The organism is Spiroplasma endosymbiont of Stenodema calcarata (genome assembly GCF_964031205.1).
In the GTDB taxonomy this organism is placed as follows: domain Bacteria; phylum Bacillota_I; class Bacilli_A; order Mycoplasmatales; family Mycoplasmataceae; genus Spiroplasma.
Genome location: NZ_OZ035018.1, coordinates 86,899 through 103,074 on the forward strand (window position 1 = coordinate 86,899; position 16,176 = coordinate 103,074).

Annotated in this window: 9 protein-coding genes; 8 read left to right on the plus strand and 1 reads right to left on the minus strand. The window is 31.1% G+C overall.

Annotated features, from left to right (window positions below):
* Positions 1 to 85: 85 nt before the first annotated feature.
* Positions 86 to 1,045, minus strand: a complete 960-nt coding sequence (locus tag ACQH24_RS00430; protein WP_425379371.1) for a transposase — start codon at positions 1,043 to 1,045, stop codon at positions 86 to 88.
* A 196-nt stretch (positions 1,046 to 1,241) separates the two neighbouring features.
* Here ACQH24_RS00430 and ACQH24_RS00435 point away from each other — a divergent pair, with 196 nt between their 5' ends.
* From ACQH24_RS00435 to ACQH24_RS00470, 8 genes are all read left to right on the plus strand, one after another.
* Positions 1,242 to 2,897, plus strand: coding sequence for a hypothetical protein (locus tag ACQH24_RS00435; protein WP_425380095.1), 1,656 nt, complete (start codon positions 1,242 to 1,244; stop codon positions 2,895 to 2,897).
* Positions 2,898 to 3,116: 219 nt separating this feature from the next.
* The gene (locus tag ACQH24_RS00440; protein ID WP_425380096.1) at positions 3,117 to 7,031 is read left to right on the plus strand and encodes a DNA-directed RNA polymerase subunit beta; all 3,915 of its coding nucleotides are present in this window, start codon (positions 3,117 to 3,119) and stop codon (positions 7,029 to 7,031) included.
* A gap of 14 nt (positions 7,032 to 7,045) precedes the next feature.
* Positions 7,046 to 10,798 carry a DNA-directed RNA polymerase subunit beta' gene (gene rpoC, locus ACQH24_RS00445; RefSeq protein WP_425380097.1) on the plus strand — a complete coding sequence of 1,251 codons (3,753 nt, stop codon included), beginning with the start codon at positions 7,046 to 7,048 and terminating at the stop codon, positions 10,796 to 10,798.
* Between the two features lie 135 nt (positions 10,799 to 10,933).
* Positions 10,934 to 11,356, plus strand: a complete 423-nt coding sequence (gene rpsL / locus ACQH24_RS00450; RefSeq protein ID WP_425380098.1) for a 30S ribosomal protein S12 — start codon at positions 10,934 to 10,936, stop codon at positions 11,354 to 11,356.
* 22 nt (positions 11,357 to 11,378) lie between these two features.
* Positions 11,379 to 11,846, plus strand: coding sequence for a 30S ribosomal protein S7 (gene rpsG, locus ACQH24_RS00455; protein WP_425380099.1), 468 nt, complete (start codon positions 11,379 to 11,381; stop codon positions 11,844 to 11,846).
* 23 nt (positions 11,847 to 11,869) lie between these two features.
* Positions 11,870 to 13,948 carry an elongation factor G gene (gene fusA, locus ACQH24_RS00460; protein ID WP_425380100.1) on the plus strand — a complete coding sequence of 693 codons (2,079 nt, stop codon included), beginning with the start codon at positions 11,870 to 11,872 and terminating at the stop codon, positions 13,946 to 13,948.
* A 116-nt stretch (positions 13,949 to 14,064) separates the two neighbouring features.
* Positions 14,065 to 15,255 (plus strand): elongation factor Tu, encoded by a 1,191-nt coding sequence (gene tuf / locus ACQH24_RS00465; RefSeq protein WP_425380101.1) that lies wholly within the window; start codon positions 14,065 to 14,067, stop codon positions 15,253 to 15,255.
* Between the two features lie 110 nt (positions 15,256 to 15,365).
* On the plus strand, positions 15,366 to 15,980 hold the full coding sequence (locus tag ACQH24_RS00470; RefSeq protein WP_425380102.1) for a LemA family protein: 615 nt from the start codon (positions 15,366 to 15,368) through the stop codon (positions 15,978 to 15,980).
* Positions 15,981 to 16,176 lie beyond the last annotated feature (196 nt).

The window sequence follows — 16,176 nt, forward strand, 5'->3', positions numbered from 1 at the left end:
AAAACTCTTGATGAAATAAAAAAATCATCAATATGACAATTTGAAAAATAATTTTGTTTAAGATCATGATTTTGCTTTAAATTTTTTAAACGTTAAAATATAATACCGTTGATTGTTGTTTTGGTGTTAAACCTTTATGTTGGTATTTTCATTTTCATAGATTTAAATAATTTTGAATATTAGTGAAACCCAAACCATGATAATGAATTAAGGCTTCTTTAAGACTCGATTGTAATTTACTAATCTTATTTAACTTTCGATAACTAGTATCAGGGTTTGTACTAGTTTTGGTAGAATATAGAGTAGAATTTGTTTGTTTTGCTACTAATAAATATAATGGTTGCATGTCAGAAATAATTATTGATTTTTCTTTAATTAATTGCTTATTCATATTTTCAATAATTCATTGTTTTTGTAATCGTTTGGTATTGGTGGATTGAACAAAAATATTATTATTGCTATCAACTACCATTTGAATACAGCATTTGGTATTAGTTGAAAATGGATCAAGATGAGTTTTTCGTTTATCAAATTTATCTTTAAAATTACCTTTATGGATTTCTTTAATAAAAGTTTCATCAATTTGGATTTGACCATTTAATTTTTTAAATTTTAATTGAGTATTTTCTAATTGTTTTGATTGCATTAATTTTTGACGATTATATCAAGCAGTTTTTGGTGTTGTTTTAATAAAACGGGAAATTATTTTACTAGATTGTCCTAATAATGAAATTTGAATTAATAAATTTCACTGTTCATAATTTAAATGACTTCAATAAGTAAAATGATGACGAAAAGCATCAAAACTAGCACGACATTTTTTACATAAATATTTTTGTTTTCCTTCGGGATTATGACCATTTTTAACACAATGATAAGATTTACAATCAGGACATATAATGCCTTTATCTCTAAATTTTTGATCAATTTCATTTAAACGTTTTTGTTTTTTGATTACTTCTGCTTCTTTTTTTATTTTTTCAGCAAATTCTAAAAATTGATCATCTGTAAAACTGTTTTTTAATTCTGTAATTATTTTTTCCATCAATTATTTACCTCTATATATTAAAAATATACCTAAAATTAGATATATTCTATAAATATCAAGAGTTTTCGACAAAATTAAAGAAAATATCTTGTTTTTTTTTTTTTTTTTATTATAATAAAAAAAACAAGAAAAATTGTTTTTTTTATTATAATAAAAAAAACAAGAAAAATTGTTTTTTTGGAGGGAATAAACTATGAAAAAATTATTAACTCTTTTAGGGATTTCAGTTATGATGACTGGTGGCTCAATAAATATGATTAGTTGTCATAAACAAAAAAATGATGGTCTTGATACTAATTCAAGTTTACAAAATGATATGTTAACATTCACAAAGATTGCGAGTAAAGTTAGCTCTATTATTACTGTTTATGATAATAATGGTAATTTAAAAGATTCGGAAACTTCTTCCGAGTTAACAGCTTTTTATGATTTAGTCAATGCAGATCAAAAGCAAGTGGAAATTAACAGTTCAGATCCAAATCTTAGTTTGGGATTAGAAAATATTAAGAATGGTTTTCGTTCTATTTTTGATAATTTAAATTTTCAAATTACACAGGAATACTCGAATTATTATTTAGATACAGTACCATTAACTTTCCTTCATAAACAAAGTAAGTTTATACTAAACTATATTGATTTAGAGAAAATTGGGAAATTAACCGGTACCTCGGTAGAAGGTGTTAAAGCTGTACAACTACAATATAATTTTATGTTGAATTTGCGTTTTAAAAATTTAAATCAGGAAATGCCGGTTACAATGACTTATATTATTACGAATAAAACAGACATAATTAAAAAACTTTTACAAAATTCAATCCAAGAAATTACTAAGATTTTAATTAATTTCTTTACTAATTATCAAGAGGTAATTATTGATACTAATGATAACTTTGCTTCAATCTATAATAATTTTCAAATTAATTATAGTAGTGATGTTCGACCATTAGATAACATCTTTTTCAGTCATTTAAAAACAATGATTAAAACAAGTTCGTCTATTGATCCAGCAGTACGTGATGCAATTGCTTATGATGACAGTGGTAATAAAAGACTGATGCGATTAGTTTCTGGGACAATTACCGCTGAAAATTCAGGTCAAATTCCAGAGACATTGGATATTGGTAATTATCAACCAGCGCTTTGGGCTGGTGAAGGTATTAATCCACCTGGCTTAACAGCTGAGAATTTTGTTAAAGCATATAAAAAAAGTTTACCAATTTTTAATGTTGGGCAAGGAAAAATGATGCTTGCAAAATTAAATGTTAATTTAAATTACATTTCATTATACGGATTGCCATTATCAGGGACTTTGAAAATTAATAATCAAATTTTTGAAAGTAATATTTTAATCAGTCAACAAGGATTAGAGAACAAATTAATTAATTTTGGAAAAATTATTGTGGCGTTTCATAAATACTATAGAATTGATTTAAAAAAACGTCTTGATAATACTCGCAGTGACGAGAATAATTTTAAAAATACTAGTGTTTTTCATGTTGGTCAGAAATTATTTGCTGAATTTAAAAATGACATTAGTAGTGCAAATGCGATCTTTAAAAGATTATTAACTAATTTCAAACAAAGTTCTATTGCAGAAAATTTAAATGATATTGAATTATTTAATATGCATAATTTGGCTAAAGATAAAGCATTATGAATTGGTGGGGCCAATGATTATAATGTAATTCAAAATAAAATTGTTTTTAATTACAGAAATGGGTCATTTTGTTTAGCTTTTACTTTTGGACAAAATCGAATGGATTCAATTTATTATACTGCCTATGGTTCAAATGGCGGAGGTATTAAAGCCAAATATTGCTGATGAGCTTGAATTTTAATTGATGAATAATTAAGTTTAATAACTTAATTATTTTTTAATAAAATTGAATAAATTTTGAAGGAAGACAAATAAAGGAAAGATTTCACTTCAAAGTGTTTTGAATGTAACACAAGATTAATCCGCAAAATAATTTAAAAAAGATAAGGAAATTATTAAAATTATTGACTTTTGGCGTAAACCAATATAAAATTTATAAGCGTATATTGTGAAAAGTGAGGTTAATAATTAATGGCATTAAAAGAAAAAGAATTTGGGCATTACGCTAAAAGAATTGATTATACAAAGGTAAGTGGGAATTTAAATTTACCAAACTTAATTGAAATTCAAACTGAGACATATGATTGATTTAAGAAAATCGGAATTAGCGAAGTGTTCAATGAAGTATTTCCAATTGTGGGGCATGAAGGAAATATTGTTTTAGAGATGTTAAATTGAGAATTTAGAGAACCACGACGAACTATTTCTCAAGCAAAAGATGAATCAAAAATTTTTGAAGCACCAATTTATTCAAATTTAAAATTAACAATTAATTCAAAAGATTTAGAAGTAGAAAAATTAATTGTTAAAGGTGAACCCGAATTAATCAAATCGTGAATTGAAGAACGTGTTGGTCACATGATCACAATTTTGAAAAAATCAACAGATGTTATTTATTATGATATTCACTCTGGTGATGAAACAGCAACTTGTACAGTAACAATTACAGAAAGATTAGAAGATAAGTTGCTTGTTGATGTTACAATTGAAAAAGAAGGTGAGGTCTTTTTTGGTGATTTCCCATTAATGACGGGAAAAGGAACTTTTATTGTTAATGGTTCAGAAAAAGTTGTTGTTTCACAATTAGTTCGTTCACCAGGAGCATATTATAAAATTGATTTAAATCGTAAAAATGGGGAAAATGTTTATTATGTTGATTTAATCCCATCACGAGGGACATGACTTGAATTTGAGTCAGATCACAAAAAAATTAAAATTGGAAAAGAAGAACGATTTGATAATGTTTTTTATGTAAAAATTGATAAATCACGAAAAGTATCAGTTGCTAATTTTTTAACAGCGTTAGGAATTACAAAAGAGGATGCTCTTGATATTTTTGGTGATAATAAATTAGTAAAAAGTACTTATGAATTGGACCCATATACTGGTGATATTTCATATGATCAAAGTCTTGCTGTACAAGAAATTTATAAAAAAATTCGTTCTGGAGAAACAGCAACACCAGATGGAGCAACAAAATATTTATATGGATTATTATTTGATAAACGTAAATATGATTTAACAAAAGCAGGACGTTTTAAATTAGTCCAAAAATTATCAGTTGAAAACCGAATTTATAATAAAGTATTAGCTGAAGATATTAAAGATGTTAATGGCAAAGTTGTTTTCAAAGAAGGAACTTTGATGGGAAAAGAAGCCATTAATAAATTAAAAGGAATTATTAAAGCAGGGGCATGTTTAGAAGAAATTAAGTTTAGTGATGAAATTGTTTGTTCTAATAAGATTCAAAAAATTAAAGTTTATGTGGATAATGAGGTTCGTACGCGGGTAGCAAACATTATTGGAATTGATCCAAATGCTACTGATGAATATATTACTGTTTCCGATATTTTAGCGACATTTTCATATTTATTAAATTTAACAGATGGTATCGGTGAAGTTGATGATATTGACCACTTGGGGAATCGCCGTGTGCGCACAATTGGAGAATTACTACAAAATCAATTTCGAATTGGTTTGTTAAGAATTGAAAAAAATGTTAAAGAAAAAATGTCAACTTCAAACTTATTTAAAATGAAACCATCAAATATTATTAATAATAAACCATTGTCTGCTATTATTGGAGAATTTTTCAATTTGTCACAATTATCACAATTTATGGATCAAACAAATCCACTAGCGGAGTTAACAAATAAACGTCGTTTAACAGCGCTAGGACCCGGAGGGTTATCACGAGAACGTGCTGGATTAGAAGTACGGGATGTCCATTATTCGCATTATGGTCGAATTTGCCCGATTGAAACACCAGAAGGACCAAATATTGGATTAATTAATAACTTAGCAACATATGCTAAAATTAATCCTTTTGGATTTATTGAAACACCATATCGTCGTGTCAATGATTGTAAAGTAACGGTGGAAAATGATTATTTAACAGCAGATGAAGAAAAGAATTATGTTGTTGCTCAAGCAAATATTCGTTTAAGTGATAAAGGCGAAATTTTAGATGAGCAAGTAGTTGCAAGATTTCAAGGTGAAAATATTATTGCCTTGCGTAATGAAGTTGATTATGTTGATGTGTCACCTAAACAAATTGTTTCAATTGCAACAAGTTGTATTCCATTCTTAGAAAATGATGATGCTAACCGTGCCTTGATGGGGGCGAATATGCAACGTCAAGCAATTCCGTTAATTTCGCCAAATTCGCCGTACGTTGGAACTGGGGTTGAATATGCTGCTGCTCGTGACTCAGGATTAGCAATTGTATCACAATATGATGGTAGTGTTGATTATGTTGATGCCACAAGAATTGTTTTAAAAACAAAAGAAGGTCTAAAGAATTATAATTTAGATACTTTTGTTCGTAGTAATCAAGGGACTTCGTTAACACATGTGCCATTAGTAAGACAAGGTCAAAAAGTTGAAAAAGGTCAAATTTTAGGTGATGGTCCATCAATTGATAAAGGTGAATTAGCTTTAGGGCAAAATGTTGTTGTGGCCTTCACAACTTGAAATGGTTATAACTATGAGGATGCGATTATTGTTTCTGAACGTTTAGTATCAGAAGATGTTTTTACATCAATCCACATTGAAGAAAACACAATTGAACGTCGTCAAACTAAACAAGGACCAGAAGAAATTACACGGGAAATTCCAAATATTTCTGAGAATGCTCGTAAATTTTTGGACGATGATGGGTTAGTTATTATTGGAACGGAAGTTAAACCAGGCGACATTTTAGTTGGAAAAGTAACACCAAAAGGACAAACACAATTATCACCAGAAGATAAATTATTACAAGCAATTTTTGGTGAAAAATCAAAAAATGTAAAAGATAATTCATTACGTGTACCAAATGGTGGGGAAGGAATTATTCAAACAATTAAACGTTTTCCACGTGAAAAATATGAACTATCGGCTGATGTTTTAGAAGTAATTAAAATTTATATTGTTCAAAAAAGAAAAATCCAAGAAGGTGATAAGATGGCGGGACGCCATGGGAATAAAGGGGTTATTTCGAAAATTTTACCATTAGAAGATATGCCTCATATGGAAGATGGGACACCAATTGATATTATGTTAAACCCATTAGGAATCCCATCACGGATGAATATTGGACAGGTGCTAGAAATTCACTTAGGAATGGCCGCTAAAAAATTAGGTCAAAAAGTTTCAACTCCAGTTTTTGATGGAATGACAAATGAAGAATTAATTGAAATTATGGATAAAGCTAATATGAAAAACTTTGGGAAAGAAGTTTTAATTGATGGTTGTACGGGAGAAAAATTCGATAATCCAGTTTCAGTTGGGGTAATGTATATGTTGAAATTATCACATATGGTTGATGATAAATTACATGCTCGAAATGTTGGACCATATTCTTTAATTACACAACAACCATTGGGAGGAAAAGCCCAAAATGGGGGACAACGTTTTGGAGAAATGGAAGTATGGGCCTTAGAAGCTTATGGTGCAGCGCATACGCTACGAGAAATTTTAACAATTAAATCAGATGACATTAAAGGAAGAACACGTGCTTATGAATCAATCGTGAAAGATAAAAAAATTCCTGAACCAGGAATTCCTGAATCATTTAATGTCTTAACTCGTGAAATTCAAGGCTTAGGATTTAATATTCATATGGTTGATGAAAAAGGAAATATTAAAAATATTAAAAGTTATGAGGAATCAGATTATGTTGATGAAGACTTGTTAACAGATAATGATGAATTTGAAGATGAATTTGATATTGATAATTTTATTTTAAATACAAACCGTGAATCACAACAAGATAATATTTTAGATGGCTTTACTAAAATTGAAGATACATTTGATTTGCAAGATAATTTGGATGAAGATTCTTATGGTAACGGTGATATTAAAAGTGAAGTTGATTATGTTGATGATCAAGAAGAATTGAATTAAGGGGGAAAGAAAAAATGCTTGAAAATAATTCAAAGAATAATCGTATGATTAAAATTGGTTTAGCGAACCCTGAAGATATTCGCAATTGGTCATATGGAGAAGTAAAAAAACCAGAAACAATTAATTATAAAACATTAAAACCAGAGCGTGAGGGTTTATTTGATGAAAGAATTTTTGGTCCAACTAAAAATTTTGAGTGTGCCTGTGGAAAATATAAAAAATCAAAAAATAAAGGAAAAGTTTGTGAACGTTGTGGGGTTGAAATTACTGAAGCAATTGTGCGACGTGAACGAATGGGACACATTGAATTAGAAGAACCCGTTAGTCATATTTGAATGTTAAAAGCAGCACCAAGTCGGATTGCTTTAATTTTAGATATGAAAACAAAAGAACTTGAAGAAGTTGTTTATTTTGTGTCATACATCGTTTTAGATTCTGGTGATGCCAAGTCATTAAAACCAAAAATGGTATTAGATTTAGGAAATGCCAAAACTTCAGCGGCAACTCGTCAACGTTTAACAAAAACATTACGAGAAATTTTAGATACCTTAGAACAAGGGACAATTGCTTATGAAGCTGGTGAAACTATGATTGAAGATTTAAAAAATACTTCATTGCCGTTTTCAATGGATGAATGTGCGCAATTTATTAATCGTCATACTAATGCTCGTTTTGGGATTGGTGCGGAAGCAGTTGAAACATTATTAAAAAATTTAAATATGGATAATGAAATTGAAAAAATTAAACAAGATTTAAAAGATAAGAAAACACAATTAGATCAAAATAAATTAATGAAACGATTAGAGGTATTAGATTCATTAAAGAAATCTGGTTCATTACCAGAATGAATGATTTTACGAGCAGTACCAGTTATTCCACCAGATATTCGCCCAATTATTCAATTAGATGGTGGTCGTTTTACTACTTCGGAAATTAATGATTTATATCGTCGAATTATTATTCGAAATGAGCGATTAAAAAAAGTTAAAGCAATGGGAGCACCAAGTGTTATCGTTAATAACGAAAAAAGGATGTTACAAGAAGCAGTTGATGCGTTACTAGATAATGAACGGAAAGCACGACCAGTAACAGGAAAAGATAAACGCCCATTAAAATCATTAACAAGTATTTTAAAGGGAAAACAAGGTCGTTTCCGTCAAAACTTATTGGGAAAAAGGGTTGACTATTCAGGACGTTCAGTTATTGCTATTGGTCCGGATTTAAAGATGTATCAATGTGGGTTACCACGAGATATGGCAATTACCTTATTTAAACCATTTGTGATTAGTAAATTAGTAAAAGATGGTTTAGCAGCAAATATTAAAGTTGCAGAGAAATTAATTTTAAATCAAGATGATAAAGTATGAGAAGTTTTAGAAGAAGTAATTAAATTACGCCCGGTTTTATTAAATCGTGCGCCAACATTACACCGTTTAGGAATTCAAGCTTTTGAACCAAAATTAGTTAAAGGAAAAGCAATTCGTTTGCACCCGTTAGTGACAACCGCTTTTAATGCTGACTTTGATGGTGATCAAATGGCGGTTCATGTCCCAATTACGGAAGAAGCAGTTGCGGAAGCACGTAGTTTAATGTTGGGAAGTCGTAACATTTTGGGTCCAAAAGATGGGAAACCAATTGTTACTCCAACCCAAGATATGGTGTTAGGAAATTATTATTTAACATATGAGGAAAAAGGGCAATTAGGAGAAGGAACCATTTTCAAAGATTTAAATGAAGCGGTCATCGCCTATGAAACTGGGGCAGTAGCATTGCATGCCTTGGTTGCAATTCCAGCACGTGGTTTTGAAAATAAAAAATTTAAACCGGAACAAATGGAAAACTATATTATTACTACGCCAGGAAAAATTATCTTTAATCAAATTTTTAAAGAAGAATTCCCATATTTAAATGAACCAAATATTGAAAATTTAACAGCATTGCCAGCTCGTTCATTGATGGCGGATAATGTTAATTTAATTGAGTATTTAGAAAAATGAGAAATTAATCCACCATTTAAGAAAAAAGACTTATCAAATATTATTGATCGTTACTTTAAAATTTATGGAGCTAATAAAACAGCAGAAATGTTAGATAATATGAAAAACTTAGGATTTAAATATTCAGGTAAATCAGGTGTAACTGTTTCAGCTGGTGATGTTAAGGTCTATGATAAAAAGCAAGAAGAGTTTAAAAAGGCAGATAAAAAAGTTAAAGAAATTAATGAATACTTTAAAATGGGAATGTTAACAAGTCGTGAAAAACAGCATCGTATTATTACTGTATGGTCAAAAGTTAAAGATAGTATTCAAACTGAATTAGAACATGTTTTACGGGAAGATCCTAAGAATCCAATTTTTATTATGGCTGATTCAGGAGCACGGGGAAATGTTTCGAACTTTACTCAGCTAGTTGGGATGCGGGGATTAATGAATAATCCTAAGGGAGATATTATTGAATTACCAATTAAATCTTCATTCCGAGAAGGATTAACAGTGTCAGAATTCTTTATTTCAACCCATGGGGCGCGAAAGGGAATGGCTGATGTGGCGTTAAAAACAGCGGACTCAGGATATTTAACAAGACGTTTAGTTGATGTCTCACAAGAAATTATTATTACAATAAAAGATTGTAATGCTCGCCGTGGATTTACTGTTTCTGATATTATTGAACAAAAACATGCCAATATTATTGTGCCGTTATTTGACCGATTAGTAGGACGCTATAATTTGAAAGATATTAAATTAAAAAATGGGGCAATAATTCCTGCTAATACGTTATTATCGGAAGAAGATAGTATGGCTATTGTAACAAGTGATATTAAAGAAGTTGTTATTCGTTCTGTATTAACTTGTGAAGCAGACAAAGGAATTTGTCAACGTTGTTATGGGAAAAACCTTGCGACAGGGATGGAAGTTGAAATTGGTGAAGCAGTTGGAACAATTGCGGCCCAATCAATTGGAGAACCAGGAACACAGTTAACAATGCGGACATTCCATACCGGAGGGGTTGCTGGGGGAGCTGATATTACCCAAGGATTACCACGGATTAAAGAATTATTAGATGTTACCACTCCAAAAGGATCAATTGCTGTTATTTCAGAGATTGATGGGGCAGTTAGTGATATTCGTGATGAAGGTGGAATTCACACCATCTATGTTAAATCGGATAGTGATGAACGAAAATATAAAACACAATATAATGCCGTTTTAAGAGTTAAAATTGGTGATAAAGTTGTTCGTGGTCAAAAGTTAACTGAAGGTTCAATTAATATTAAAGAATTATTAGAAGTTGCTAAGATTGAAGATGTACATAATTATATTCTAAAAGAAGTGCAACGTGTTTATCGTCTGCAAGGAATTGAAATTTCGGATAAGTATATTGAAATTATTGTTAAGCAAATGCTAAATAAAGTTAAAATTATTGATGCCGGTGATACTGAATTATTACCAGGGGAAATTGTAACAATTAAACGCTATCGTAATGAAACAATTAAGGCTGTTCGTTCAATGAAAAAACCGCCAACAGCAAAACATGTTATTTTTGGAATTAAAAAAGCACCATTAGAATCAGAATCATTCTTATCGTCAGCTTCATTCCAAGATACAACAAGGGTGTTGGTTAAAGCAATTATTAAAGGAAAAGTTGACCAATTAGAAGGTTTAAAAGAAAACATTATGTTAGGACATTTAATTCCAGCTGGAACGGGTTTAAAAGATCCGAAAGATATCATTATTGCAGGAATTGCTGCAAAAGCTGAAGAATATTAGAAAAAGACCGTATGGTCTTTTTTTATAATAAACCGTGAAATAATTATTGACTTAATTTAGGGTTTTATGTAATATTATATATGGATTGTATTCTTTGATACACTCGGATATGTGAAACAGAAAGGAGCAAATTTAATGCCAACAATTAACCAATTAGTTCGTAAACCACGTAAAGATAAAGTGTGAAAAACAAAAGCCCCCGCTTTAAATAGAGGGTTAAACTCTTTACAAAAAAAATCAACTAATATAACCTCACCACAAAAAAGAGGAGTTTGTACACGTGTTGCAACAATGACACCAAAAAAACCAAACTCAGCGTTACGAAAATATGCCCGTGTGCGTTTAACAAACGGAATGGAAGTAACAGCATATATTCCAGGTGAAGGACATAACCTACAAGAACATAGTGTTGTGTTAATCCGTGGCGGAAGGGTTAAAGACTTACCAGGGGTACGTTACCACATTATTCGTGGAACATTAGATACTGCTGGTGTTAATAATCGCCGACAAGGAAGATCACTATACGGAACAAAAAGACCGAAAGCAGCGAAAGCTTAGATAGAAAGAAAGGAGGAATTTTATGCGTAAACGTCAAGCAGAAAAAAGAGATGTTTTGCCAGATCCAATTTATAGTTCAAAATTAGTGACACGGGCAATTAATAAAATTATGGTTGATGGGAAAAGAGGAGTTGCTCAAACTATTTTATATGGAGCATTTGATATTGTAAAAGAAAAAACAAATAGTGAACCATTAGATGTGTTTAATAAAGCAATTGAAAACATTACTCCCCATTTAGAATTAAAAGTTCGTCGAATTGGAGGGGCTAATTACCAAGTTCCAATCGAAGTGAATGATGATCGGAAAGTTACCTTAGGATTAAGATGATTAATTAATTATGCAAGATTGCGTAATGAAAAAAGCATGGTTGATCGTTTGGCAAATGAAATTATTGATGCCTCAAACGGAATTGGTGGGTCAGTAAAGAAAAAAGATGATACACATAAAATGGCGGAAGCTAATAAAGCTTTTGCACATTATCGTTGATAATAGACATAGAAAGGAATCTAAAAATGGCAAGAGAATATTCTCTAGAAAATACGAGAAATATTGGAATTATGGCGCATATTGACGCGGGAAAAACCACGACAACAGAGCGAATTTTATATCATACTGGTAAAATTCATAAAATTGGTGAAACACATGATGGTGCTAGTCAAATGGACTGAATGGCGCAAGAACAAGAACGTGGAATTACAATTACTTCAGCGGCAACAACGGCCTTTTGAAAAAATATGCGATTAAATATTATTGATACTCCAGGTCACGTTGATTTTACTGTTGAAGTAGAAAGATCATTACGGGTATTAGATGGAGCTGTTGCAGTTCTTGATGGACAGTCAGGAGTTGAACCACAAACAGAAACGGTTTGACGACAAGCAACAACTTATGGGGTACCACGTGTTGTTTTTGTTAATAAAATGGATAAAACTGGAGCAGACTTTTTATATTCAGTAAAAACAATCCATGATCGTTTACAAGCAAATGCGCATCCTGTGCAAATTCCAATTGGAGCAGAAGATCAATTTTCAGGAATTATTGATATTATTGAACGTAAAGCTTATCATTATGATGGTACAGCTAATGAAGAAGCGCAAGAAATTGCAATTCCTGATGATTTAAAAGACTTAGTGGAAGAATACCGAATGAAATTAGTTGAAGCAGTTGTTAATTTTAATGAAGAGTTAATGTTAAAATACTTAGACGGACAAGAAGTTACTATTCCGGAAATTAAAAGTGCAATTCGTGCTGCAACAATAACAGGAGATTTTTTCCCAGTCTTTTGTGGGAGTGCCTTTAAAAACAAAGGAGTCAAACTAATGTTGGATGGGGTAATTGATTTTTTACCTTCACCAGTTGATATTCCAGCGATTAAAGGGGCTTTAGAAGATGGAACTGAAATTGAACGGCATGCCGATGATAATGAACCATTTTCAGCGTTAGCATTTAAAATTATGACAGATCCTTTTGTTGGAAAATTAACATTTTTCCGTGTTTATTCAGGAGTATTAAAAAAAGGAAGTTCTGTTTTAAACTCAACAAAAGATAAAAGTGAACGTATTGGACGTTTATTAAAAATGCATGCTAATAATCGAGAAGAAATTGAAGCAGTTTATGCCGGAGATATTGCCGCAGCAGTTGGGCTAAAATTAACAACAACTGGTGATACCCTTTGTGATGAAAAAAATGAAGTAATTTTAGAATCAATGGTATTTCCAGAACCAGTTATTAGTTTAGCATTAGAACCAAAAACAAAAGCAGACCAAGAAAAAATGAGTTTGGCGTTACAAAAATTAGCAGAAGAAGATCCAACATTTAGAACATGAACAGACGAAGAAACAGGGCAAACAATTATTGCTGGAATGGGTGAATTACACTTAGACATTTTAGTTGACCGAATGAAGCGTGAATTTAAAGTGGAAACAAATGTTGGGGCACCACAAGTTTCATATCGTGAAACGTTCAAAGATAGTGCTGATGTAGAAGGAAAATACATTAAGCAATCAGGAGGACGTGGACAATATGGACACGTATGAATCAAGTTTGAGCCAAATCATGATAAAGGTTTCGAATTTGTTGATGCAATTGTTGGAGGTAAAATTCCAAAAGAATTTATCGGTTCTGTTAAAAAAGGAATTGAAGAATCAATGCAAACTGGTAAATTAGCTGGTTATCCAATGATTGATATTAAAGCAACCTTATATGATGGGTCATATCATGATGTCGATTCATCACAAATGGCTTATGAATTTGCGGCTAGTTTAGCATTAAGAGAAGCTGCAAAAAAATGTAAACCAGTTGTCTTAGAACCAATTATGGCAGTTGAAGTTACTGTTCCAGAAGAATATTATGGAGATGTGATGGGAAACTTGTCAGCACGTCGTGGTCAAATCGAAGGAAATGACCAGCGTGGGAATGCGCAAGTTGTTAAATCAAAAGTACCCTTATCAGAAATGTTTGGATATGCAACTGATTTGCGAAGCTTCACCCAAGGACGAGGTACATACACAATGTTATTCTCACATTACCAAGAGGCTCCAAAATCAGTTACCGAAGAAATTGTAAAAAAAGCTGGAAAATCAGCCGAATAGACTTATTAAAAAATATGGTTTCATCCACCATTATGAAAAAAGGATTGCAAAGTAAGACAAATTAATTTACAATAGTTATGACATTTGTCTATTAAATATAGGAGGAAAAGATTAAAATGGCAAAACAAAAATTTGATAGAAGTTTACCACATGTAAACGTTGGAACAATTGGTCACGTTGACCATGGTAAAACAACTTTAACAGCAGCTATTACAACTGTATTAGCTAAAAAAGGATTTGCAGAAGCACAAGGATATGATAATATCGATAAAGCACCTGAAGAAAAAGAACGTGGAATTACAATTAATACTTCACACGTTGAGTATCGTACTGATAAAAGACATTATGCGCATGTTGACTGTCCAGGACATGCCGATTATGTTAAAAATATGATTACAGGAGCTGCGCAAATGGATGGGGCGATTCTAGTTGTTGCTGCAACTGATGGACCAATGCCTCAAACAAGAGAACATATCTTATTATCAAGACAAGTTGGTGTACCAAAAATGGTTGTTTTCTTAAACAAATGTGATATGATGGGTGACGATATTGAAATGATTGACTTAGTTGAAATGGAAGTTAGAGACCTATTAAGTGAATATGGATTTGATGGGGAAAATACGCCAGTTATTAGAGGATCTGCTTTAAAAGCTCTTGATGGTGTTCCTGAATGAGAAGAAAAAATTATGGAATTAATGGAAGCAATTGATAATTGAATCCCTGAACCAGAAAGAGATATTGAAAAACCTTTTATGATGCCAGTTGAAGATGTTTTCACAATTACTGGTCGTGGAACAGTTGCAACAGGGCGTGTTGAACGTGGAATTGTTAAAGTTAATGAAGAAGTAGAAATCATTGGATTAAAAGAGGACACTAAAAAAGTTGTTGCAACTGGATTAGAAATGTTCAGAAAATTATTAGATGATGCTAAAGCTGGAGATAATGTTGGGATTTTATTACGTGGAGTAAACCGTACAGATGTTGAACGTGGGCAAGTTATTGCAAAACCAGGTTCAGTTAAACCACATAAAGAATTTAAAGCACAAGTTTATGTTTTAAGTAAAGAAGAGGGAGGACGTCATACTCCATTCTTTGGAAACTACCGTCCCCAATTTTACTTCCGTACAACTGATGTTACAGGTTCAGTTAAGTTACCAACAGGAGTAGAAATGGTTATGCCAGCTGATAATGTTGAAATGACAGTTGAATTAATTGCTCCAGTTGCCATTGAAGAGGGAACAAAATTCTCAATTCGTGAAGGTGGTCGTACAATCGGTGCGGGAACAGTTGTTACAATTATTAAATAATCACTTTTTATAAAATAACTCATAATTGAGTTATTTTTTATTATTTTTGTTGTTTTTTAACTTTTTTCTTATATAATTATTAGCAAATAGTTATAGAGAGAGGACTAAAAATGGGATACAATCCAACGGTAAATAATGCTGAAGTTGCAGCAAGAAGCAGTTTTTTTGGAAAGTTTTTTGTCTATATATGATTTATCTTACTTTTTCCAATTTTCTTATTTATTTTGTCAAGAAACAATTTAATTCGGAATAAAGAGAAAATTGAAGAAACAGCATCAGACATTGATGTACAATTAAAACGAAGAGTTGACATGTTAACAAAGTTAATTGATAGTACAAAACAGTATATGAAATATGAAAAAGATACTTTGACAGCAGTTGTTGCGTTAAGAAATCAGACTAATCAAAATTTAAATGTTAAAGAATTAGATAAGGTCAATAATGCAATTACTAGTCAAGCGGGGAGAATTAATGTTTTATTAGAAAATTATCCTGATTTAAAAGCAAACAATAGTGTTATTGAATTGCAAACAGGAATTAAAGATTGTGAAGACAATATTGCTGCTGCTCGTCGTTTTTATAATTCAGCAGTTCGTGATTTTAATGCAAGTTTAAAAACATGACCATCAAATGTCGCAGCAAGTTCATTGCGTTTAAATACATTCTTATATTTTGAAGCAGAGGCTGTTGATCGTCAAGATGTGAAAATAGATTTAGGACAATAATTAATTGTTGCTAATTCTATTTTTTATTAATAAGGAGAAAATGAGTTTAAGAAATGAATAATAATATTGAACCTTTAACAAGAATTGTGACAGAAGAATTTATGCAACTTGTTGCAAAACATAAATTAGAAAATATTAATTTTAAGTATTGTATAATGTAAATCTAAGCTCCAAATTTATCTCTTGTTATTTTGAT